Source organism: Lactiplantibacillus nangangensis (assembly GCF_005405065.1).
Classification (GTDB): Bacteria; Bacillota; Bacilli; order Lactobacillales; family Lactobacillaceae; genus Lactiplantibacillus; species Lactiplantibacillus nangangensis.
In genome coordinates, this window is record NZ_BJDI01000014.1 from 1 (window position 1) to 21,773 (window position 21,773).

At 43.8% G+C, this 21,773-nt stretch carries 27 protein-coding genes; 11 read left to right on the forward strand and 16 right to left on the reverse strand.

Features of this window, described 5'->3' with window-relative positions; translation table 11 throughout:
• Nucleotides 1–158 precede the first annotated feature (158 nt).
• The 3 genes from FFM70_RS10985 (at nucleotide 159) to FFM70_RS10995 (ending at nucleotide 2,712) form a co-directional block, all read left to right on the forward strand.
• Nucleotides 159–359, forward strand: a complete 201-nt coding sequence (locus tag FFM70_RS10985; protein ID WP_137616902.1) for a hypothetical protein — start codon at nucleotides 159–161, stop codon at nucleotides 357–359.
• 13 nt (nucleotides 360–372) lie between these two features.
• Nucleotides 373–1,275: an SPFH domain-containing protein gene (locus FFM70_RS10990; protein ID WP_137616903.1), complete on the forward strand. Its 903-nt coding sequence runs from the start codon at nucleotides 373–375 to the stop codon at nucleotides 1,273–1,275.
• A gap of 117 nt (nucleotides 1,276–1,392) precedes the next feature.
• On the forward strand, nucleotides 1,393–2,712 hold the full coding sequence (locus FFM70_RS10995) for an MFS transporter (RefSeq protein WP_137616904.1): 1,320 nt from the start codon (nucleotides 1,393–1,395) through the stop codon (nucleotides 2,710–2,712).
• Nucleotides 2,713–2,901: 189 nt separating this feature from the next.
• Here the strand turns inward: FFM70_RS10995 and FFM70_RS11000 are convergent, their stop codons facing one another.
• Both FFM70_RS11000 and fba read right to left on the reverse strand, forming a co-directional pair.
• A complete protein-coding gene (locus FFM70_RS11000; protein ID WP_307722489.1) occupies nucleotides 2,902–3,540 on the reverse strand; it encodes an EAL domain-containing protein in 639 nt (212 codons plus the stop codon).
• Nucleotides 3,541–3,853: 313 nt separating this feature from the next.
• The gene (fba, locus tag FFM70_RS11005; RefSeq protein ID WP_137616906.1) at nucleotides 3,854–4,717 is read right to left on the reverse strand and encodes a class II fructose-1,6-bisphosphate aldolase; all 864 of its coding nucleotides are present in this window, start codon (nucleotides 4,715–4,717) and stop codon (nucleotides 3,854–3,856) included.
• A 439-nt stretch (nucleotides 4,718–5,156) separates the two neighbouring features.
• Between fba and FFM70_RS11010 the strand changes: the two genes are divergently transcribed.
• Nucleotides 5,157–6,527 (forward strand): aldehyde dehydrogenase family protein, encoded by a 1,371-nt coding sequence (locus FFM70_RS11010; RefSeq protein WP_137616907.1) that lies wholly within the window; start codon nucleotides 5,157–5,159, stop codon nucleotides 6,525–6,527.
• Nucleotides 6,528–6,617: 90 nt separating this feature from the next.
• Here FFM70_RS11010 and FFM70_RS11015 read toward each other — a convergent pair whose 3' ends face one another.
• From FFM70_RS11015 to FFM70_RS11050, 9 genes are all read right to left on the reverse strand, one after another.
• Entirely contained in the window at nucleotides 6,618–7,643 is a 1,026-nt protein-coding gene (locus FFM70_RS11015) for a hypothetical protein (RefSeq protein ID WP_137616908.1), read from the reverse strand.
• Nucleotides 7,644–7,657: 14 nt separating this feature from the next.
• Complete coding sequence (locus tag FFM70_RS11020; RefSeq protein ID WP_137616909.1) at nucleotides 7,658–8,551, reverse strand: ATP-binding cassette domain-containing protein; 894 nt, start codon at nucleotides 8,549–8,551, stop codon at nucleotides 7,658–7,660.
• Nucleotides 8,548–8,721 (reverse strand): GntR family transcriptional regulator, encoded by a 174-nt coding sequence (locus tag FFM70_RS13880; protein WP_171002362.1) that lies wholly within the window; start codon nucleotides 8,719–8,721, stop codon nucleotides 8,548–8,550. Before FFM70_RS13880 ends, FFM70_RS11020 begins: the two co-directional genes overlap by 4 nt.
• A 15-nt stretch (nucleotides 8,722–8,736) precedes the next feature.
• Nucleotides 8,737–8,910 carry a GntR family transcriptional regulator gene (locus FFM70_RS11025; protein WP_137616910.1) on the reverse strand — a complete coding sequence of 58 codons (174 nt, stop codon included), beginning with the start codon at nucleotides 8,908–8,910 and terminating at the stop codon, nucleotides 8,737–8,739.
• Between the two features lie 182 nt (nucleotides 8,911–9,092).
• Nucleotides 9,093–9,398: a hypothetical protein gene (locus FFM70_RS11030; protein WP_223877485.1), complete on the reverse strand. Its 306-nt coding sequence runs from the start codon at nucleotides 9,396–9,398 to the stop codon at nucleotides 9,093–9,095.
• A 32-nt stretch (nucleotides 9,399–9,430) separates the two neighbouring features.
• The gene (locus FFM70_RS11035; RefSeq protein ID WP_137616911.1) at nucleotides 9,431–9,616 is read right to left on the reverse strand and encodes a hypothetical protein; all 186 of its coding nucleotides are present in this window, start codon (nucleotides 9,614–9,616) and stop codon (nucleotides 9,431–9,433) included.
• A gap of 141 nt (nucleotides 9,617–9,757) precedes the next feature.
• The gene (locus tag FFM70_RS11040; RefSeq protein WP_137616912.1) at nucleotides 9,758–10,417 is read right to left on the reverse strand and encodes a hypothetical protein; all 660 of its coding nucleotides are present in this window, start codon (nucleotides 10,415–10,417) and stop codon (nucleotides 9,758–9,760) included.
• A gap of 420 nt (nucleotides 10,418–10,837) precedes the next feature.
• The gene (locus tag FFM70_RS11045; protein ID WP_137616913.1) at nucleotides 10,838–11,365 is read right to left on the reverse strand and encodes a GNAT family N-acetyltransferase; all 528 of its coding nucleotides are present in this window, start codon (nucleotides 11,363–11,365) and stop codon (nucleotides 10,838–10,840) included.
• An 8-nt stretch (nucleotides 11,366–11,373) separates the two neighbouring features.
• Nucleotides 11,374–11,859 (reverse strand): GNAT family N-acetyltransferase, encoded by a 486-nt coding sequence (locus tag FFM70_RS11050; RefSeq protein WP_137616914.1) that lies wholly within the window; start codon nucleotides 11,857–11,859, stop codon nucleotides 11,374–11,376.
• 195 nt (nucleotides 11,860–12,054) lie between these two features.
• Between FFM70_RS11050 and FFM70_RS11055 the strand changes: the two genes are divergently transcribed.
• The 7 genes from FFM70_RS11055 to FFM70_RS11085 all read left to right on the forward strand — a co-directional run bounded on the left by FFM70_RS11055 (nucleotide 12,055) and on the right by FFM70_RS11085 (nucleotide 17,945).
• Nucleotides 12,055–12,522: an ASCH domain-containing protein gene (locus tag FFM70_RS11055; RefSeq protein ID WP_137616915.1), complete on the forward strand. Its 468-nt coding sequence runs from the start codon at nucleotides 12,055–12,057 to the stop codon at nucleotides 12,520–12,522.
• 175 nt (nucleotides 12,523–12,697) lie between these two features.
• The gene (locus FFM70_RS11060) at nucleotides 12,698–13,240 is read left to right on the forward strand and encodes a helix-turn-helix domain-containing protein (protein WP_137616916.1); all 543 of its coding nucleotides are present in this window, start codon (nucleotides 12,698–12,700) and stop codon (nucleotides 13,238–13,240) included.
• Nucleotides 13,241–13,261: 21 nt separating this feature from the next.
• Nucleotides 13,262–14,359, forward strand: a complete 1,098-nt coding sequence (locus FFM70_RS11065) for an ABC transporter ATP-binding protein (protein WP_137616917.1) — start codon at nucleotides 13,262–13,264, stop codon at nucleotides 14,357–14,359.
• Between the two features lie 11 nt (nucleotides 14,360–14,370).
• A complete protein-coding gene (locus FFM70_RS11070; RefSeq protein ID WP_137616918.1) occupies nucleotides 14,371–15,207 on the forward strand; it encodes an ABC transporter permease in 837 nt (278 codons plus the stop codon).
• Nucleotides 15,204–16,016: an ABC transporter permease gene (locus FFM70_RS11075; RefSeq protein WP_137616919.1), complete on the forward strand. Its 813-nt coding sequence runs from the start codon at nucleotides 15,204–15,206 to the stop codon at nucleotides 16,014–16,016. Before FFM70_RS11070 ends, FFM70_RS11075 begins: the two co-directional genes overlap by 4 nt.
• Nucleotides 16,013–17,083: an ABC transporter substrate-binding protein gene (locus FFM70_RS11080; RefSeq protein WP_137616920.1), complete on the forward strand. Its 1,071-nt coding sequence runs from the start codon at nucleotides 16,013–16,015 to the stop codon at nucleotides 17,081–17,083. The genes FFM70_RS11075 and FFM70_RS11080 overlap by 4 nt, the downstream gene beginning before the upstream one ends.
• Nucleotides 17,084–17,174: 91 nt before the next feature.
• Complete coding sequence (locus FFM70_RS11085; protein WP_137616921.1) at nucleotides 17,175–17,945, forward strand: CPBP family intramembrane glutamic endopeptidase; 771 nt, start codon at nucleotides 17,175–17,177, stop codon at nucleotides 17,943–17,945.
• Nucleotides 17,946–18,001: 56 nt separating this feature from the next.
• Here the strand turns inward: FFM70_RS11085 and FFM70_RS11090 are convergent, their stop codons facing one another.
• From FFM70_RS11090 to FFM70_RS11110, 5 genes are all read right to left on the reverse strand, one after another.
• A complete protein-coding gene (locus FFM70_RS11090) occupies nucleotides 18,002–18,271 on the reverse strand; it encodes a hypothetical protein (protein ID WP_137616922.1) in 270 nt (89 codons plus the stop codon).
• A 37-nt stretch (nucleotides 18,272–18,308) separates the two neighbouring features.
• On the reverse strand, nucleotides 18,309–19,511 hold the full coding sequence (locus FFM70_RS11095; protein ID WP_137616923.1) for an NAD(P)/FAD-dependent oxidoreductase: 1,203 nt from the start codon (nucleotides 19,509–19,511) through the stop codon (nucleotides 18,309–18,311).
• 387 nt (nucleotides 19,512–19,898) lie between these two features.
• A complete protein-coding gene (locus tag FFM70_RS11100; RefSeq protein WP_137616924.1) occupies nucleotides 19,899–20,432 on the reverse strand; it encodes a hypothetical protein in 534 nt (177 codons plus the stop codon).
• Entirely contained in the window at nucleotides 20,419–21,054 is a 636-nt protein-coding gene (locus FFM70_RS11105) for an ATP-binding cassette domain-containing protein (RefSeq protein ID WP_137616925.1), read from the reverse strand. The genes FFM70_RS11100 and FFM70_RS11105 overlap by 14 nt, the downstream gene beginning before the upstream one ends.
• Nucleotides 21,055–21,062: 8 nt before the next feature.
• Nucleotides 21,063–21,773, reverse strand: a complete 711-nt coding sequence (locus tag FFM70_RS11110; RefSeq protein WP_137616926.1) for a hypothetical protein — start codon at nucleotides 21,771–21,773, stop codon at nucleotides 21,063–21,065.

A 21,773-nucleotide genomic window follows, 5' to 3' on the forward strand; every position in this document is an offset into this window, starting at 1 on the left:
ATAACTGGAAAGGCGGTCGTTTCATATCATGATTACGAGGGCCGAGCGAAGCGACACCCTCAGATAGTTTTTTGTGCGCTCGAAACCAGCTTCATCCTATCAATCCCCCGCTAAACAGCCTATAATTAACTCATCACAATTAAAAGGTGGGAAGGGTTATGCAAGAAGGATACTTAGAACAACGTTTAATCGGCCAGCGATTCGAACTCAAAAGTGCGGACTTAACTGACGGAATCGCGTTTTATGGCATCTTTTACCATATCCATGCCGCAACCCCGTTACACGCAGGGGACTTAGTCGAAATCGTGCAAGCCAATGCGCACGGCTTAACGGTCACAGTGGTTGCGCCTCACCAATAGGGGGAATTGTATTATGGTCACATTGATCGTCAGCATCATCGTTCTATTACTCATCATCGCGTTACTCGTTGGGTCAATTCGCATCATCACTCAACCAAATCAAGGCGTAGTCCTGACATTTGGGAAGTTCGAACGAGTCCTGAGTTCTGGTTTTCATTTTATTAAACCATTTATCTCACGCGTAATCACCGTAAATACCGCTCAAACACCGGTAGACTTGAATCAACAAGTCGTCATCACTAAAGATAACGCCGAAATTTCAGTTAAGATTTCACTTAAATATCACGTAACCAATATTGAAGATTTTGTTTTCAAAAACGAAGATTCCGTTCGGAGTATGATTCAAGATACGCGGGCCGCTTTGCGGGGCATTATTGGGAACAAAGAATTGAATGAAGTGTTAAATGGGACCCAAGAGATCAACGCCGCTTTATTCAAGGAAATTTCTTCAGTTACCGCTGGCTATGGGCTGAACGTTGACCGAGTCAATATTGATTCGGTCAACCCCTCGGCAGATATCCAAGCCTCAATGAACAAATTACTCCAAGCGACCCGGGAACGGGATGCGACCATTGCGACCGCTGAAGGTAAGAGCCGTTCCATTACGCTTGAAAACGAAGCTAACAACAAGGCCTTGCTCGCAACCAACAAGGCTCAAAACGAAGCCTTGGTCAACAGCGCGACGGCCAAAGCCACAGCAATCCAAACCGAAGCTGACGCCGACGCTTACCGGACTAAGATTTTAAATGCAGCCTTAAGCCAATCATCTGAAAATTACTTTATCTTCCAAAACACCGAGGCCGTCAAAGCCTTAGCCAATGGCGACGCCAATACCGTTGTCTTACCGAACCAAACATTAGATAGCCTAGGCTTGATTCCAGCACTCACCAAAGTCGGTCAACTCACTAAAAAATAACGTTACGTCACGCGCGCCTTGCAGCAGGTCGCGCGTTTTTATTCACTTAAATATCATCAATCACTTAACTGGTGTACAATTGAAACACGCAAAATCTATCGAATTGAGGATGATAACTTGAAACAACCTTGGCAAACGGCTTGGCCGGAACGAATCAGCTACGGGTTGAGCGACGCCGCCGATAACTTAGTCTTTCAAATGATGACAACGTACCTGCTGTTTTTTTACACCGACGTCTATGGCCTCTCAACGAGCGCTGCGGCCATTCTGTTCGTTGTTGCCCGCTTGGCCGACGTGGTCGAAAGTTTAATTATCGGTGTCATGATTGATCGCACTCACTCCCGTTTCGGTAAAAGTCGGCCATTCTTTCTCTGGTATGCCCTGCCCTACGTGATTTTCGCCACACTAACCTTCGTGACGCCCAACTTTGGCAGTACCGGCAAACTAATCTGGGCTTACGTCACTTACCTTGGTCTCGGTTTCTTCTACACGGCTGTGAACTTGCCGATTACTTCGATTCTGCCGACCCTCTCCCAAAATGAACACGAATTAACGCTACTTGGCGTGATTCGACAATTTTTTGGTAGCTCGGTACAACTTGTCGTCGCCGTCTTCACCTTGCCATTAGTTGCCTTCTTCGGCCATGGCAACCAGCAACACGGTTTTCTTTTAACAATTAGCTTATTCAGTTTGATTTCGTTAGGCTTGATCTGGAATACCTTTTTCCAAGTCCACGAACGTTTCAGTCAACCAGAGCAGGCCCATCAACCCCTTAGTGAGGTCTGGGCCATGCTCAAAAAGAATCAGCCATGGCTCGTCATCTCAATCGTGATCCTGCTATATTGGCTAACGACCGCCATCAAAAATCAGACGACCATTTATTATTTCAAATATTTGTTACACAACGAAAGCCTCGTGCCAATCGTCAACGGCTTCACGTTTGCTTCACTCATTGGCGTCATTTTAATCGTGCGAGCGACTCGAAAAATCGGTAAAAAACGGACGATGTTAACTGGCATCTTAATCGCCGCTATCGGCCAATTGGGATTGGCTATCGGCGCAGAAATTCAAAATTTGGGCCTGATTTTTGGTGCCACGTTTGTCAATTCAATCGGGAATGGGCTAATCATTGGGCTAGTTTCGATCATGATTGCCGATACAATTCGCTATGGGATGAGCATGGGCATCCAGGCTGAAGGAATCTTAGCCTCCACTGATGACTTTGGTGTCAATGTTGGGCTGGGGCTCGGTGGACTAGTCACCGCTGGGTTATTTCATTTATCAGGCTATGCAGCGAACCACACCCAGAATCTCGCAACTCAGCACATGATCACCTTAAACTACGCTTGGTTGCCACTAGGACTGTATGGCTTAATGTTCATCATCCTTTGGTTTTATAATGAAAAGCGATTACTTATGGCAATTAACCAAAATTAGGCAACCAGAATAAGTCTGGGAGAGAATTCCAGACTTATTCTGGTTGCCTAATTTTTATAGACGAAACGTGGAACAAAAGGCTGCGACCTCCGCTTAGCTACGAAAGTCAAACGATTGAAAATGCCAAACATTCGACTTTCTAGGCTATGCTCGGTAGCAGACCGCCTTTTGCCCCACTCTCATTATTTTTTAAACGATACTTGGTAAAACGGGTTTGCTATAGAGGTAACCTTGATGAATATTAATGCCATACTTGGCAGCTAATTTTTGATCATGTTCATCTTCGACCCCTTCGAGGATCATGGTTAGGTCATACTTTCGGGCTTGTTGTACCCAGAAGTCCAACTGTTTCGGAATCTGGTCAGCCGTGCCATTCATACGAAAGTTTTGCATGGCAAATTTGATTTTATCTGCATAAGGTAAGAACGCCTTAATGTCCGCATATGTATTGTCAGTGCCGACATCGTCCAAGTCGAGCTTCATATCATGCGCGTGCAGAATTTCACTGTAGCGTTGCATTTCTGGCAAAGTGGGCGTTTCGGTCAATTCAATCGCCAAACGGACTGGAATAATCTTCTTCTGGAGCGTCAAAATTGTTTCGAGGGTCTCCGGTTCTGAAAATTGTGCACGATTTAGATTGAAGGCTAAAAATTGATTCGTAATTTTTGAGCCCAATTCAGCAATGGTTGCTTCAATTAACTTGGCTTGGTCAGCCACGGAAAGCTCCAAAAAACTCGTCGGCACTGTCCAACCATCCTGCTTTGACTTTCGTAATAACGCTTCATAGCCATAAATTTGATGCGTATCGATATCAACTTGTGGTTGCACAAAGAATTTAAAAATAATGCTCTCCTCCTAACGCCTGTTTGCCCCAGTTGCAGGTGAGTTTCTACAATAATCTTATTGTAAGATAAACGCCGCTTGCGTGCAATTGATTAACGTCATTCAACATAAAAATATTTATCAATCGATTATCCAACATAAAACATGACGATATTTGAGTAAAATGTGCGAATTGACTCGTTCCACAAAAAAACTGTTTTTAAGTTATCAGCTCTGATAACTCAAAAACAGCTTTAGTTTATTTTAAAAGTCATAAGAAAAGCCGACCGGAGTCGACTCTTCTGAATCAAAAATCCAATTATTTAACTGCTGGAGTCTTGAACCAGCCAATACGTGATGTGATAACATCAACGATAGCTTTCTTACCAGGAGCCAATAACTTACGAGGATCGTAGCCTTTACCGATTTGGTCTGCGCCAGATTCGATATAAGCACGGGTAGCGTTAGCGAAAGCAACTTGGTTTTCGGTGTTAACGTTAACCTTGCTGATACCCATTTCAACGGCTTTAACGATTTGGTCCTTAGGAATACCAGAACCACCGTGCAATACCATTGGCATCTTAACAGCGTCTGAGATTTCTTGTAAACGATCGAAGTGTAAGCCAGTCCAGTTTTCTGGGTACTTACCATGGATGTTACCAATCCCAGCAGCTAAGATATCAATACCAGTAGCAGCTAAAGTCTTAGCTTCTTCAACAGAGGCTAATTCACCTTCACCGATGATACCGTCTTCTTCACCACCAATTGAACCAACTTCGGCTTCAACAGAGATGCCTTTAGCATGAGCTAATTTGACGATTTCCTTAGTCTTTTCTAAGTTTTCGGCAAATGGTAAATCATGACCATCAAACATAACTGATGAGAAACCAACTTCGATACATTCTTTGGCAGCTTCGTAGTTACCATGGTCTAAATGCATGACAACTGGAACAGTAATGTTCATGCTTTCCATAGTATCAGCAACTAAGTCCATAACGAGCTTGTAACCGCCCATGTACTTAGCAGCGCCCATTGAAACTTGAAGAATAACTGGGGTGTTTGTATCTTGGGCACCCTTTAAGATGCAACGAGTCCATTCAAGGTTGTTAGTGTTGAACGCACCAATAGCGTAATGGTTCTTGTATGCGTCTTGTGTCATATCAACAGCATTTACAAATGACATAAAAATAACCCTCCTAGGTTAATTAAGAGATACGATTTTTGAATCACATTCATTTTAGCATACTTTACCCTAGAGTGATAACCGATTTGCGATATTTCTTAACCAACCCAACCCGCTTAACACCGGGGCTCGCCAGACCATTGCAAATGTAAGCCTTTTCAAGAATATCATACGATTTATAACGACTTTAGTTGCGACAGTCAACTAATGATAAAAATTAAGTTAGTTAATTTGTGAAATATATAACTAAATATTAGTATATCAATAATGTAAGCGCTTTCTTTAATTTCACAATAAGGTACAGTAAGACCGGCGTTATCTCAACTATTCTAATATTTGTTGCAACTAAAAAGTTTGTATTTACATTTGTGAAGAAGTGTTTATAATAGGACTTGTGAAATAAACAACAAGTATCGTATTGCTTAGGAGGAACCACTCGATGTTGAAAGAAATTGATGCAAAAACTGAAGTTAAACAATCAATTGATCGCCTAGTGTTAAATGCCTCTTTGGCTGCCAGCCGTTTGGAAGTCATGGACCAAGACCAAATTGATGAAGCTGTTACTGCCATGGCCCACGCGGCACATGCTGCTCGTGGGATGTTAGCTGCAATGGCCGTTGACGAAACTGGCCGTGGGAACTATCGCGACAAAGTTGCCAAGAACGATTTTGCGGCCAAAAACGTCTATAACTACCTTAAAGATGACAAAACGGTCGGTATTATTAGTGACGATCCCGTTAGTGGGATTACGAAAGTTGCCGAACCCGTTGGGATTATTGCTGGTGTCACACCAGTAACCAACCCTACTTCTACGGTCATCTTCAATGCGATGCTTGCTTTAAAGACTCGGAATCCAATCATCTTCGGCTTCCATCCTTTTGCACAAAAGTGTTGTGTGGAAACCGGGAAGATCATCCGCGATGCTGCTGAAGCTGCGGGTGCACCTAAAGATTGGATTCAATGGATCAAGGTGCCTAGCATGGAAGCGACTAGCGCTTTGATGAACCACAAAGGTGTTGCCACGATTATTGCCACTGGTGGTGCTGGCATGGTCAAAACGGCCTACTCCACCGGGAAACCAGCCTTAGGGGTTGGTCCTGGTAACGTCCCTTGCTTCATTGAAAAGACCGCCGATGTTAAACAGGCGGTCAATGATGTCATCACGTCTAAGTCATTCGATAACGGCATGATTTGCGCCTCCGAATCCAACTTAATCGTTGATGACAGCATCTATGATCAAGTCAAAACTGAATTAAGCCATAATGGCGTCTATTTCGTTGGCGATGACCATTTCAAAGCCCTCGAAAGCACCGTCATGAATTTGAAAAAACAAGCTGTTGATCCAAAAGTCGCTGGTCAAACTCCATGGCAGATTGCACAATGGGCGGGCTTCGATGTCCCCGTTGACACTAAAGTCTTAGCCGTTGAACTTCCTGACATCGGTGGTGATCAAGTCCTTTCACGTGAAAAGTTGTCACCAGTTTTGGCCGTCGTTCACGCCAAAGATACAAAAGCTGGCTTCAACTTAATGAAACGGAGCTTGTCACTCGGTGGCTTGGGTCATACCGCCACTTTGCACACGACTGATGAAGCCGTTATGAATGACTTTGCGATTGAAATGACCGCTTGCCGGGCTTTGATCAACGTGCCATCATCTCAAGGTGCAATTGGTTTCAAATATGACAATGTTGCGCCATCATTAACGTTAGGCTGCGGGACTTGGGGTCATAACTCAATTTCCCATAACTTGGAAGACTGGGACTTATTGAATATCAAGACCGTTGCCAAGCGTTTGAACAAGATTCGTTAAACCTTCAATTTTACAGATGTAATCCTTTTGCCGCCCAAAAGCGCCGCTACTCAGCAAGTTAGCTTGCTAGTAACGGCGCTTTTTCGTGGTCTAAGCCATTTTTTTAAATTTAAACGCATCCCAAGCATGATCCGGACGATATAAGATCAAACGCCCGACACTCCAAGTTAAATAACCGACAATTATCGCTAAAATCAAACTGATACTGAATGGTATTTCACCCACATAGCTGTTGATCACAACCGCATAAACGGTCCGGCCAAATGACGAAAAACCAACCGCAACAGCTAAATAGAAAACTGTTAGCCATAGAAACGCTAGTCGAAAACGTGGAAATAACATAAAGTTGCCGGAATTTTCTAACGATAAGTGCTTGAAGGCCCAATGATCCATGCCCCATAAGAACCCAATAATCACAAAGCTTAACCCCGCAAAAACCCCTAATCCCGGCCAAGTTGACTGATCAAGGTGAGCCAAATAACTTGTGTGGTAAGGATCCACACCAATCGCATAACTAACTAGATTAAAGGCGCCTTCTAACGCAAAAATCAAGCTAGGAATCGAAATTAGTGTAAAGATGACACTTGCCACCGCCTGACCGAGCCATAACCCAATCGTGGTAACAATCGCGTACAAGGCCAGTAAAAACAGTAACTGACTTAACATATAACGCAGCTCCGGTCCCCACTGCAGATTATAATTAACCGCACGATGGCTCAGCACCCGCAAAGTCCCTAAAAATAGCAAATGCATGGTGACAAAGCTGCCGATAATGACACTCCCAAAAATGACTAGTTTTTGCGTAAAGAGCTGATGCCGTGTCGCCCGTAAACTAAATAAATAATGATTAAAGTTTGTATAGTTGTCCCACATAAAAGTCAGCCAACCTAAAATTAAGATCACGATAAAATTGATAATCAACATTGTTATCCCGCCAGTTTCAGCAGTATAGCCACCGCTGGTAAACAGCCGTGCTGACTTGCCAGCTAGCGCGTTACTGATGACAGCCGTATCACTTGCAGATTTAAACCCGGTGATTAGTAGCACCGCAATAGCCGTCCACAAAATGCCCCGATAACGATGCCACAATAGGCGTCTAATTTCATGATTACTCATTGTTTGATTTCCCCCTATGACAATAATTCATAATCGCCCGCATCCGTTAAATTGGCCATGAATAAATCGGTCAAGGATAACGGTAACGTTTCTTGAAAGGCTGGCTCAGTCGCTGCCAAGGCCGCTTGTAACGTTGGTGTAAAGTCTTCAAAGACGACCACGATGACTCGACCAGAAACACTGACAATGTGACCTTGTTCCCGCAATAAAGCTGGAATCTTTTTATCCCGGTAAACCAATTGTAGTTTACGCGCCTGTAACCGCATCGTTTCTAGTTGGTAGTCATGAATTAATCGGCCGCCCTTTAGCATCAATGCCCGGTCAATGATCCCTTCTAGCTCACTCAAATTGTGTGAAGCAATCATAATCGCCCGTTTTTGGGTGGCCGCCTCATCAATCAAGATACTCAACACATTTTTGCGAACAATCACATCTAGGCCATCTAACGGTTCATCCAAAAAGATGTAAGGAGCACCCGTTGCCACACTCAGGATAATCGTGAATAGGCCAAACATCCCTTTAGAAAAATGACGCAACTTCTGATTGGCGGCCAAACCGTAGCGTGTCAGTAGTTGATTGAATTTTGCCAAATCGAAGTCAGGATAAGCCACTTGATAGTACCAGGCCACTTGTTGCGCCGTGGCACCCTTAAAAAAGTTGGCCTGCGGATCGACAAAACTTAAGCGTGTTCGCAAATCCGGCTGAGTGAGCAATGTCTCCCCATCAACGGTAATCGTCCCTCGGTCCAACAAGTATTGCCCATTGATCGTCCGAAATAGCGTCGTCTTACCGACCCCGTTTCGCCCAATGACCCCCACGATTTGTCCGGGTTGAATTTCAAAACTAATTTGGTCTAATGTCGCTTCATGATTGATTTGCTTACATAAGCCACTAACTTTCAAACTCATAATGACTGGTCCTCCATTTTCGTTAACCAAGTGATCAAGTCGGCAATGGTTACGCCTGATTGACTCGCTTGCAACACTAATTGTTGTAGCTTCACTTGAAGTTCCGCCTGCGCGGCACTTGGATCAAGTGCATTGACGTAAGTTCCTTTGCCGGGAACTGTTCTAATCACTTGTTGTGCTTCGAGCTATTTATACGCTTTACTGACCGTGTTGGGATTAAGTAGGTGTTGTTTGGCCATCTCACGGACCGATGGTAACTGATCATCCGCCTGCAAGATGCCTTGCGAAATTTCACGTTTAAGTCCCGCCACAAGTTGGGCGTAGTACGGTTGTCCACTATCATGATCGATTACAACCATGCCGTCACCTCCGTAACTGTATTATACTGTACTAGGTGTATTGTACGATGCCATACAGTTGAGTACAAGCGTTGAAAGGTTAATTTTTGGTAAATTAAAAAGCCACCATCAATCATTGACAGTCGCTCTATTGATCACACTATTCTCAATATCATAAGAATTCCAGTTATACAAACTTGAAATCACCCGATATTATCCCTGACCCAGTCAGCAACCGGCATCCCACCAATGGCACATAGCTCGACATCTGACCATCGTTGTTGTAAAGATTTTCCATCAAAAACTGGTGCCGTAAATAATTCTTCAGCGCTTTTAAACTCACAGCCACCCGGAATATCACATTTTCCAATCCAATACGGTAAAGCACTTTCTGGTAAGTAACCGATATAATGTTCTATTTCTGCCGAATCACTACGAAAATAAAAATAAGTCTCATCGACCGGCACTTTATTCTCAAATTGTTGTTGTAAAAAATCACAGTCTATCACGATTCAACCTCAATCTACTGAAAAATATCTAATTATTTCCGCCGTAACTCGCTGGCAGCATATTCCATGATTCCCATTAAGACGACTAAACTAATTGGAAAAGCAATCGCGCTCACGGCTAAGCTAGCAGTCAATTCGAAGAAATAAAAGACAAAGGCTAGTAAAACAATCGCGGCAATCAACATTTCAGTATCCACTATTCCCCAGTGCTTGATCATCAGGACAACCTCGTTTCGATTTATTTTATCACCACGAGTGTAACACGAATCGCATCAGTTTATGAGAGTGTACCCTTAAGAATCTGGTTAGAATTATTTTAATAATATACGTGGCTAGAATAGCTAAACTTCTGCGAAATATTAGTCACTGTGTCGATTCAAATAACGTAAATAGCCGAACATCCCACCAAGTAAACTAACGAAGCCAACCGAAAGCGTCGAAAGAAAAACAACAAAACTCAAAGCACCCAAGATAAAGCTTGTCACACCAACAATAAAGCTTATTCTAGCACCTAAAATAATCACGAGTTGCCAATTATTACGTGCCCGTGAGTCAGTAATTTGTACGCCCAACACTCGTTGCTTTGGCAAATATGGAATCAGTACCCCAACAATTGAGATCAAAATGCCAATGGCAGTACCATTATCATTTAAAGCCGTCGTACTAAAAGCCACTGGTAAAACCACTAATATAGCAGTGTAAACCAAGTAAACAACTTGTAAATCTAAGCGCAGTGCTTGAACTAATTTACGCAACGATGCTGGCGAGCAGATGCTTAACACCCAAAAGGCCGTTAATATTAGCAATAGTGGAATTGGCCTAATTGGCTGAATCGTTTTTGACTTAAAACCAGTTAATTGTAAGAACCAAACTAACATCAACATGAACCCATTGAGACTTTCCAATTTTCTTAAATTAACTTGAAATTGCTCTGGTATCAGCATCCCAATCACCACGTTTCTAATGATGTAACTGTCTACTAAGGGTTGAAAGTGTTGTGAATTCAGTAACACTGGCATTGGTTATGCCTTAAATGGACTTATGTGGCTCATTACTCAGAACAGTTGACTAGCTGTAGGTTGTTGCTGATAGCATCGGGCGTGTTGGTGGCGTTTGACCGGTGTTTTTCCGGTCTTACACCACGGACCGGTCGGGAGATTTGCGGGCTTGGCAAAGCTTCCGGGCGAGGGGCAAGACGTTTCTCAGGCTTGACCCGGCCCCTCGCCCGCATGTTATCAGCAGTAACCGGAAGCGGCATTGACTGACTATCTTTCATGGCTTGATTAGTAATGGCATCCTTTATCTGCCTATTAAGTGAAATCATAATACGTGCCAAAAACAGCAACAACCTTACAGCTTCGTTCAGTCAACAAAAAAACGCTTTTCCAATCTAGCTAGCCCTTCAGGACCACCCAGAATTGAAAAAACGCTATAGTTCACTAAGCTAACACCCGTGTCATCGTTGTTACTGCTAAACGCCCATTGTCCGCCAATGGCAAGAATAATTGATCGCCGTCATCAAAGCCGAGTTTCTTCCAAAAGGCTTCGACCACTGTATCTGACGAAACACGCGTTAATTGTAGGCAATGAATGTTACTCTTTAACGCAGCTTTCATCAACCCAGTCGCAATCACGCTCCCCACTGAACGCCGTTGATAAGGATTGCCCACCATTAATAAGCCAATGAATAAAAAGTCCTGTTCTGGATATTGATTCAAAATATCCAATACCGCAACCAAATGATTGGCTAAATAAAAGCCAAAGACTTGTTTTTGGGCTGCTTCGATTTCACCCGGATGCGCCGTCAAGTCATCTTGAATTTCAGCCCAACTTAACTCATTGGGTGAAAACTGTTGATGATAGTCCGGATTGGTTTGTTCTAACGCCAACAAATCAGCTTGATCTGCCATCGTTAACAACCGAATTTTAAAACTAGGTAATTCTGCTTGCAATGTTGCTAATTTCATTTTTATTTTTACTCCAATACTTTTTCCATGTTAAACCAAGTTTCGCCGGCATGACTCGAGTCGGCAACGCCTTGGTTTTGGTAACCATTCTGTTCATAGAATGGGACTAGTCGTGCTAAACAGGTTAGCGCCACACTCGTCCGTTGGGCTTGGCGGGCCACCTGTTCCAGTGCTGCCAAAAGTTGACTGCCAATCTTTTGATGGCGAGCTAATGGTGAGACGGCCAACGTAAAGACCAACTGATGCCCACCGCGCACTAAATTAGTCGGCGTTTTGGCAAACATTTCGTCTTCAATATAGCGCGCTTTGACCGCGGGCCCCACAATAAACCCTAAAATCATGTCACCCTCGCGCGCCACTAAAAAGGTCGTGGCTAATTTTTCGATCCGTTCACGATAAGCCGCTTCGCTGCCCGCCTCTGCCACCGAAAAACCGGCCTTTTCAATGGCTAACAATTGCGGCAAATCTGTCGGTCTAACTGGTGTAATTTCCATTCGTTCCGCCCCCTAGTAAGTACCTCTAGTATAGCAAAGCCCCGGCAAAACGGCGGCGTTTTCGGTCAACCAAACTTTTCGCCATTTAAAAAAGCGGTTAGCATGTCGCTTTTACAGTTGACATGCTATACTTAGGTTGTGAATTCGGTTACAACAACGTGAATTCAATATTCTTATTGAAATTAGGTGACTATTATGCCAGCACAATCAGCAGAGCAATTATGGAAAGACTTTAATGAAACGACCGATACTAACGGCGCTTCTTATCAAACGCGTTGGTTTGGAGAACAAAACAATCCTACCCAAGTTCAAGCGTTGACCGATGCGATTTTGTCTGGAGCCAAAACAGCGACCACGACACCATTGGATACTTATACCGCCGAACAAGTGGCAATTCCACAAGTTGGTGACTACAACGTCTTGTTAGATGGCAATATGAAACCCGTTGCGGTTCTTAAAACCGTCGTTTCCGAATTAATCCCGTTTTATCGGATCTCCGGTGAACACGCTTATCACGAAGGTGACGGCGATGGCACTATCGGTGACTGGCGGAAACGTAAGACCGAAGAATTCACCCCAGCCTTAGAGGATCATGGTCTGTCACTGACACCAGATACCCCAATGGTTAGTGAAGTCTTCGAACTCGTTTATCGCGCCGATTAACTTAATAATCCTGCTCACGGCCTAAGACCGGTGTGTCTTGGGCCGTTTTTTTGATAGCTTCATCGTTCACCACTTTCACCAAATTTTAATTTGTCAGCAACTGTTTTTTCGCTATAATAATTAAAGCTTAAACTAAACTTGTTGTTTACTATTACAAAACAAAGAGGTGATTGTCATGGATATCGGTCAACGCATTCGCAACTTGCGCATGCAAAAACAATTGACCCAAGAGGAATTGGGTGAACGAACAGATTTGAGCAAAGGCTATATTTCTCAGCTGGAACATAATCAGTCGTCACCCTCGATGGAAACGTTCTTTGCCATCCTAGAAGTTTTAGGTGAGACGCCGGCCGCTTTTTTCACACCAGAAACGCCGACGGATAAGATCGTTTATCATCCAAATGAACAAATCATTTTTGACGATGAAGCCCTGGGCTATCAACTAAAATGGTTAATACCGGCATCGAACGAGAATGAACTCGAGCCCGTAAAGATCAGGTTAGCTCCCAACGGTCGCTTCAAACCCTTCGAGCCCTCGCCAGCGGAGACGTTAATTATCGTCCAAGCTGGCACGCTCAATTTGCACTTAGGAACCCAAGACTACCGCGCAAGCGCTGGCGATAGCTTGTACTTCCACGCGACTAAGGCGCACCAACTCACGAATGCTGGGACCGAACCATGCACCTTCACCCTCGTGACAACGGCGTCCTACTTGTAAACTTAAAAGGAGGCTTTCAAATTGTCGGATAATACGCAACCAATCATTCGCTTAACCAATATTTGTAAAAGTTATGGGGATCAGCAGATTCTCAAAGATATCAATTTAGAACTTGAGGCGGGAAAATTTTATACGTTACTGGGGCCGTCCGGTTGTGGAAAGACCACGATTTTACGGACCATTGCAGGCTTTACTGATGCCACCGCCGGTCAGGTTTACTTTGACGGCCAAGTCATTAACGAGTTGCCAGCGAACCAACGCCAAGTCAATACAGTTTTTCAAGACTACGCGCTCTTTCCTCATTTAAATGTGGCTGAAAACGTTGGCTTTGGCTTAAAACTACATAAAATTGCCAAGGCCGAGATTGAGGAACGGGTCCAAAAAGCCCTCGCCCTCGTCCAGTTGGCTGATTTTGGGGACCGCGAGATCAGTGAGATCTCCGGCGGACAACAACAACGGGTCGCGATTGCCCGGGCCCTCGTCATGCAACCTAAAGTTCTCCTGCTAGACGAACCCTTATCGGCGCTGGATGCCAAATTGCGCAAAGATATGCAGTATGAACTTCGGGACTTGCAACAACGCCTCGGCATCACCTTTTTGTTCGTCACCCATGACCAAGAAGAAGCCCTCGCAATGAGTGACGAAATCTTCGTCATGAATAATGGTCAAATCTTACAAGGTGGGACGCCCGTCGATATTTACGACGAACCCATCAACCACTTTGTCGCCAACTTTATTGGTGAAAGTAATATTATCCCCGGTAAAATGCGCAAAGATTATACCGTTGAGTTTGTCGGCAAAACCTTTGAATGCGCTGATGCTGGGATGCGACCGAACGAAGCCGTGGAAATCGTCTTGCGCCCAGAAGACTTGGATATCGTCCCAGCTGATCAAGGCAAGCTCGTCGTGACAGTGGACTCACAACTCTTCCGTGGTAATTATTTTGAAATCGTCGCTTATGATAACGACCAAAATGAATGGCTCGTGCATTCCACCAATCCGGCCGACGAAGGAACGCCAATTGGCTTAACGTTTGATCCACAAGATATTCATGTCATGCGGCTACACGAAACCGAAGCGGCCTTCGATGCACGACTTGAACAATACGAAGACGATTAGGGGGGATCACAATGCAACGAAAACAACGCTTGAGCCGGAACACGGCTTACTTTGTGCCCTACTCGCTTTGGATTTTGCTCTTCGTGATTGCCCCCGTCCTTTTGTTGATCTATCAATCATTTTTCAACATTGATGGGCAATTCACCTTTGGCAACTATCAAACGTACTTCTCATCCAGCACTTACTTGATGATGACCGTTAACTCAGTTTGGTACGCCTTTTTGATTACACTAGCAACCTTGCTGATTAGCTATCCAACCGCCTATCTGCTCAATGAGACCAAGCATCCGCAGCTTTGGTTATTACTAATAATCATGCCAACTTGGATCAATTTACTACTCAAGGCCTACGCCTTCATCGGAATCTTTAGTCAGGCTGGCATTGCGAATCAATTTTTAAGTTTTATCGGCATTGGTCCAAAACAATTACTCTTCACGAACTTTAGTTTCGTCTTTGTCGCGGCCTACATTCAGATTCCATTCATGGTCTTGCCAATCTATAATTCAATCAGTGAGCTGAAGCCATCCTACGTCAACGCGAGTCGCGATCTGGGCGCCACGAATTGGCAAACGTTTAGTCGCGTGATTTTCCCATTGACCATGCCTGGGGTTAAGGCTGGGATTCAGGCCGTCTTCATTCCATCGCTCTCCCTCTTCATGTTGACCCGTTTAATCGGCGGTAACAAAGTCATCACGTTAGGGACGGCTATCGAAGAACATTTCTTGACGACGATGAACTGGGGCATGGGTTCCACGATTGGCGTCGTCCTGATTGTCGCCATGATTATTATTATGTGGCTCACCGGTGGTAGTGGTAAACGCCACGCACGAAAGGGGCTGACAAAATGACACAACGACGCTTCAAATGGCGCAACTTATACTTGTGGTTAGTATTTATTGTCTTGTACGCGCCAATCATTTTCTTAGTGGTCTACTCTTTCAGTAAGGGCGATACCATGAATAATTTTCATGGTTTTACTTGGTCACATTATCAAGATTTATTTGCGGATACTCGGCTAATTGCTATTTTCTTAGAGACACTTTTGATTGCACTATTGTCCTCATTGTTAGCGACAATGATTGGGACGTTGGGCGCTTTGGGAATCAATAACACCACCCGTCCCGTGACTAAAAACACCATTTTAGCGTTAAACAATATCTTAATGGTCTCACCTGATGTCATTATCGGGGCCAGCTTTTTGATCTTCTTCACGGCGCTAAAGATTCCATTGGGGTTTGGCTCAGTCTTGCTCAGCCATATTGCTTTTTCAATTCCAATCGTGGTCTTAATGGTCTTGCCGAAAATCCAAGAAATGAGTACCAGTTTGTTAGATGCAGCGGCGGATCTGGGCGCCAATAATTGGCAATTACTCAGCCAAGTCATCGTGCCTTATATCATGCCCGGAATTTTTTCCGGTTTCTTTATGGCGTTGACCTACTCGCTGGATGACTTTGCGGTCACCTTCTTCGTCACTGGGAACGGCTTTACGACCTTGTCCGTGGAAATTTACTCACGGGCGCGCCAAGGGATCAATTTGGAAATCAATGCCCTCTCTGGCTTGATGTTCCTAATGGCCATGGTCCTCGTGATCGGGTATTACTTTATCAATCAATACAGCAGTCGCCATCGGGCTAATGTTAGGAGGCGGCGGAAATGAAGAAATTATTTAGTATGATTATTGGTCTTTTCGTCATTTGCGGCCTACTCGCCTTTGGGGCTCACCGCCTGCAAGCAAGTACCGGTAGCAATGGTTCGAAAGTCCTGAATTTATACACTTGGGGCGATTATATCGATCCGAGCCTGTTGACCAAATTTCAAAAACGGACTGGTTACCATGTCAACGTTGAAACTTTCGATAGCAACGAAGCGATGTTCACTAAGATCAAGCAAGGCGGGACAAGCTATGATTTGACGGTGCCAAGCGATTACATGATCGAAAAGATGAAGGAAGCCAAGTTATTATTGCCGTTAGATAAAGCTAAGTTAACTGGTATGAAAAACTACGATCCACGTTTCTTAAACCTAGACTTCGACCGTGACAACAAATACTCCGTGCCCTACTTCTGGGGAACCCTAGGTATTATTTATAATGATAAATTTGTCAAACCAGGCAGTATTCAACACTGGAATGATCTCTGGGAAAAACAGTACAAGAATAAGATCATGTTGATTGACAGTGCCCGCGACGTGATGGGCTTCTCGCTTGCTTCCATGGGAAAATCCATGAACACCACCGATCCAGCCACATTGCTGGCGGCCGAAAATAAGCTTAACCGCTTAGCACCAAACGTTAAGGCCGTCGTCGCTGACGAAATTAAAATGTACATGAGTCAAAACGAAGCGGCGGTCGCAGTGGATTGGTCCGGTGAAGCTTCCGAAATGCTCGATAACAACTCGCACCTCCATTACGTTGTCCCATCTGAAGGCAGCAATCTTTGGTTCGACAACTTAGTCATTCCAAAGACTGCAAAGCATTTTAAAGCCATTTATGCCTTCTTAAACTTCATGAGTGACCCTAAAAACGCTGCGCAAAACGCTGAATATATTGGCTATGCGACGCCGAATATGAAAGCGAAGGCCCTGTTACCAAAAGCGATTCGAAACGACCGTCAATTTTATCCAGACAACAAAACGATTGAACATTTACAAATTTACAAGAACTTATCACCAGAAAAAGTCGGTTTATATAATGACCGTTACCTTGAATTTAAAATGCATCATTAATAAAAAGCGACTGAGAAAAATTTTTCAGTCGCTTTTTGGGTTGGATTGAATGCTAAAATTAAGTTAAGACACAACTTTGGAGGCTGTGGTTATGAAATCGTTTAAACGGGGATTCGGTCTAGCTTGTCTATTATTTATTTGGGTCATTGCCCTTTATTTTGGGGCGGCAGAATTAGTCCACTTAAAGTTCATTCCAATGCATTGGACGGGAATTTTTCAAGATACGGTCGTGTTAATTGGGGTCTGGGGGTTCAATCAATTATTCGGGCACGTGCCAGTCAAACTCTGGTCTGGTCACCATTTCGGCCAACAATTACGCACAGCCCTTCCTGCCATCATTTTGGTCGGCTTACTGGCTGCCGTTAACTTGGGTAAATTGAGCCAACTCCCTTTTAGCGGCGCCATCATCTTTTACAGCTGCTACGTCCTACTCATCGGAATTACCGAAGAGTACGTCTTTCGCGGTGTCTTACTGCCAATCGTGGCCCGGTCATTTCCGGGTAAAGCGTTACTCAGTATCGTGATCAGTAGTGCATTTTTCGGAGGCATGCACCTGATCAACACCTCGCATCTATCACTGAGCTACGTCCTGCCACAGATTCTTTTCGCCATGTTATTGGGAACTTTATTTGGTGGGATTTACGTGCGGACGCATAACTTGACGATTCCCATCATCTTGCATTGTTTGACCGACATTTCGATCATCGTCCAACTGGTTCAACATCCAACAAATGCCAGCAATCTCGATATGCCTGTGCAGACTTCACTAATTGTTGCTGGGGTCTATTTCATTTTATTGATCTTAGCCATCATCTGGGTCGCACGCCAAACCAAACGATCAACGATTCTAACTGAACGATAAAAAGGGTAAACTAAACGCCTAGCGACCACTAATCCGGTCGCTAGGCGTTGGTTATTTTATAACGACGTAATGAACACAAATTTCAACACTGAAACAACTAGTAACAGTAACGTTAGTCCCAAACTTATCCGATTTAATGGTTGTCGATCACGCGTGTCGGCAAAAATTAAAAACTGGCCGTTTAAAACTAGCAGTGAGCTGAATGCTAATCCGGCCAATAACCATTCCTGACTAAAGCTCACCGTCAACACTAATAGCCCACTAACCAATGTCACAAACGCTACTTTTAGCTTGGTGATGGGATAGCGGATTTCAGAAGTCGTCATTTTAAAGCCCCCCAAAAAGCCTCAAAACTAGTTGAATTTAATGATACAGGTCAAACCGACCTTTGCTAAACATCGTACTCAAATGAGCACTTTCAACCAACGAACGGTCCGTAATCACCTTTTTCAAAACGGAGGCAGGATAACCATGCACCGGCTTATTGTTACTGAAAATTTCACCGATGCCATCCCGATCACTAAGAGACGCCACCGTCCCACTTGAATGATAGACAAATGGCGTTGTCATTTGGTTATGCCGTAGTGCACCAATATTTTTGGCAGCTTGTTCACCACAGGCTAATGCAATCTGCGCAGTAGTTGGATAAGGACGTTGACTCGCTGGATCCATGACTGCCGCCACATCCCCCACGATAAAGACTTCAGGATGATCTTTCAACGACAAATCTGGTTCAACCATGACCCGATTACGCCGTTGGTCAAAGCCAGAATCCGCAATGACTTGCGAGCCACTGACACCAACTGTCCAAATAATCGTATTCGCCGCAAATTCATGACTTTGGTCATTACTATCTTTATAAACGACCGCTCCGGGCTTGATGGCTTCGATAATCGACCCCAGCATCATTTCAACTTGATGTTTCGCCATAAAGTTCAACGCATAGTCGCGTAAGTCTTGCGTAAACATCGGTAAAATGGATGGCATCCGTTCCAAACAAACGAGCTTGATTGCTGGCGTGCCATATTTTGCTTGGAGTTTTGGCAACGACTGGGTCAATTCACCTAAGAGTTCAATCCCAGTAAAGCCCGCCCCACAGACTGCAATCTTCAAGTCATTGTGATCTTTGGTTTCACGATAACCTTTAATGGTCGCTTCAATATGTTGATAAACTGCCTGTGAGCTTGCTAAATCATCCATCGCTAACGCATTAGTATCCGCACCAGCTACCCCAAAAGTTTCTGATTGGAAACCAAGTGCTAGCACTAAATAGTCATAATTCAGATCTGCCTGTTCAGCTAACGTAATGACCTTTTGATCAATATCCACATGGGTGACCGCCGCCTGAACAAATTGCACACCTTTACCAATCACTGACCGAATATCATACGTGATCCGGTCCGGGTCAATCGTCCCCGCCGCAACTTCGTGTAAATTAGTCTTTTCCGTGTGAATCGCAGTTTTGTCGACCAAAATCAGCTCATCACCACTTGGTAACGATTTTTGTAAAAATTTAACGGCACGCATCCCGGCATAGCCGCCACCCAATACTACTGTTGTTGCCATATTAGTTAATCCCCTTTGTTAAACCTAATTCTGATTAAAGCTCTTGTTGCTACTCGCTTTTAGCCTTTTAACAAACTATTATTATTCAGGACTGTACAAGTATCAACTTCTCAGTTATCACTATGGTACACTGTCGGCTCAAAAAAATCAGCTATTACTGCGCATTAATTTCATCAACTAGCTTTCTAACTGTATTTTTCTTCAACCGCACGACATTTTCAATAGCATCGTTATCATTGTTTGTCAGTTACACCCACCAATATCTCGGTTTAACCTTTTACGAATACACTGACTTTAAGTTCCTATCAAAATAAGCCATAAAAATATCAGTCTAACAGCTGTCTCATTTAGGAGAAGTTGTTAAACTGATTGGCTGCTTCTTCAACTTTAGGATTCTAAGGGCATCGAATATTTTGTAAATTTGGCAAATTGTTCATTTTCTGGAATTAAGATACTCAACCGAGCCGCTGCTGTCCGATTCCGATAGTCATCAGCTCGGGTCGTGAAATAAAATTGCGCACTTTTTTCAGTTGGATCTTCGACTTCTTTTTGCGTAAACGGCCGGCCATCAAGATGGCGCATCGGAATACTCATGTTGCTATAGCCATACGGAATATTTAGCCACATCCCATGAGTGATATTATAGTTGCCGCGTTTATTGCCATAATGGCTGGGCTTAAGCTGCTGTATTTTCATGACGACTGCCACTTGCCGCTCATTACCAGACTGAGTAGTTTTAGTTGTTAACACTTTGAAATTCACAGAGTCTGTTTTAACCCACTGGCCTTGTGAAAACATTTTTTCGCGAACGGGATGCTGATCAACTTGATTAAGGTCATAATAGCGTTTACCTGCCAAGCCAACACCGGCGATTATGATGATAACAACAACCAGCCACCTGAGCGATTTAGACAATTTCATCCACAGTCCCAGCCTTTACTTTAATTCGCTTAGTCGCAACCTGTTCAATAAAATCCCGATCGTGTGACGTGATTAAAAATGTTGACCCTACAAGCTGAAGCTTCTTAATATAGCCAATCAAGTTTTGCACACTAGTTTCATCCAGCGCATTCGTTGGTTCATCCAACACAATCAAGTCGCACTGACCTAACATCGCCTGTGCGATGCCTAATTTTTGTTTCATTCCTAACGAAAACTTTCTGACCTTAGTCCGGTTATCAACCGGTAGCTCAAATTGCGTCAACAATTGCCGAATAGCCGTCTCATCAACATTTTCAAGCAAGTCTGCAATCAACTGTAAGTTTTTAAATGCCGAAAATTCGGTTAATACACTCGGCGTTTCAATCAAGACCCCCGCCCGGATTGGATAACGTCCACTAACAGTCACCTTGGAACCATTAACGGTAACCGTCCCAGTCGTTTTAATCAGACCCAAGATGGCTTTTAAAATTAACGTTTTCCCAGAACCATTAATCCCCTCTAAAGTGGTCACCGACCCTTCTTCAGCCACAAATGATACATTGGTCAGCAATTGTTTACCAGTAATGGTTTTGCCAACATGATCTAATTCAATCAGTGCCATATTTTCACTCACTTCCATTCAGTCTTGCCATAAATGCCAACGTACAACATGCCAATAATTAAGTCACTAATGACCAATAGCCAAGATAACCCCGGCTTTAATCCCAACAACCTCGGCCACATCGTCAAGTTGATTGGGTTGATGAGACTGACCGTAAAGACCGTATAAGTGAGTAATACAATCGGTAAAAGCAATCCCCCAACTGGATGAATCCAGCCTGCAAACTGCTGTATTAACGCAAGTAACATCAATACCCAAAATAATTGCCAGCCAAAGTTAAGATAAGTCACCAGTATCTGTTGCCAGTCAATTTTCGATCGAAATAGCTCAACACTAAGTCCGATTAGCTGGACAGTACAAACATAACTAAAGTTGACACCGCTCATTAAAATAAGATTATTGAGCCCAAACTGGCACTTAGTGTACCCATACCCTTTAACTTTAATAAACAGGTTCACCCACAGTTGTTTAAAACTATCCCCCACGATAAACGCAGGAAAAATCAGCAATAACAACCAAAACGGTGGTAAATACGGATAGCCTTGTTGAACCGCCGTGAAATCAGGACCAGTAATCGTTGCCCTTAAAATTGAAATACGCATCGGTAATTGACTCGTGTGAACGAGAATTAGGACTAGATAACCGCCAAGTAACCAATACAATCGTTTAGAGATCAGTGACCAAAAATAGAGCCATTGACTATATAGCAACTTTTTCAT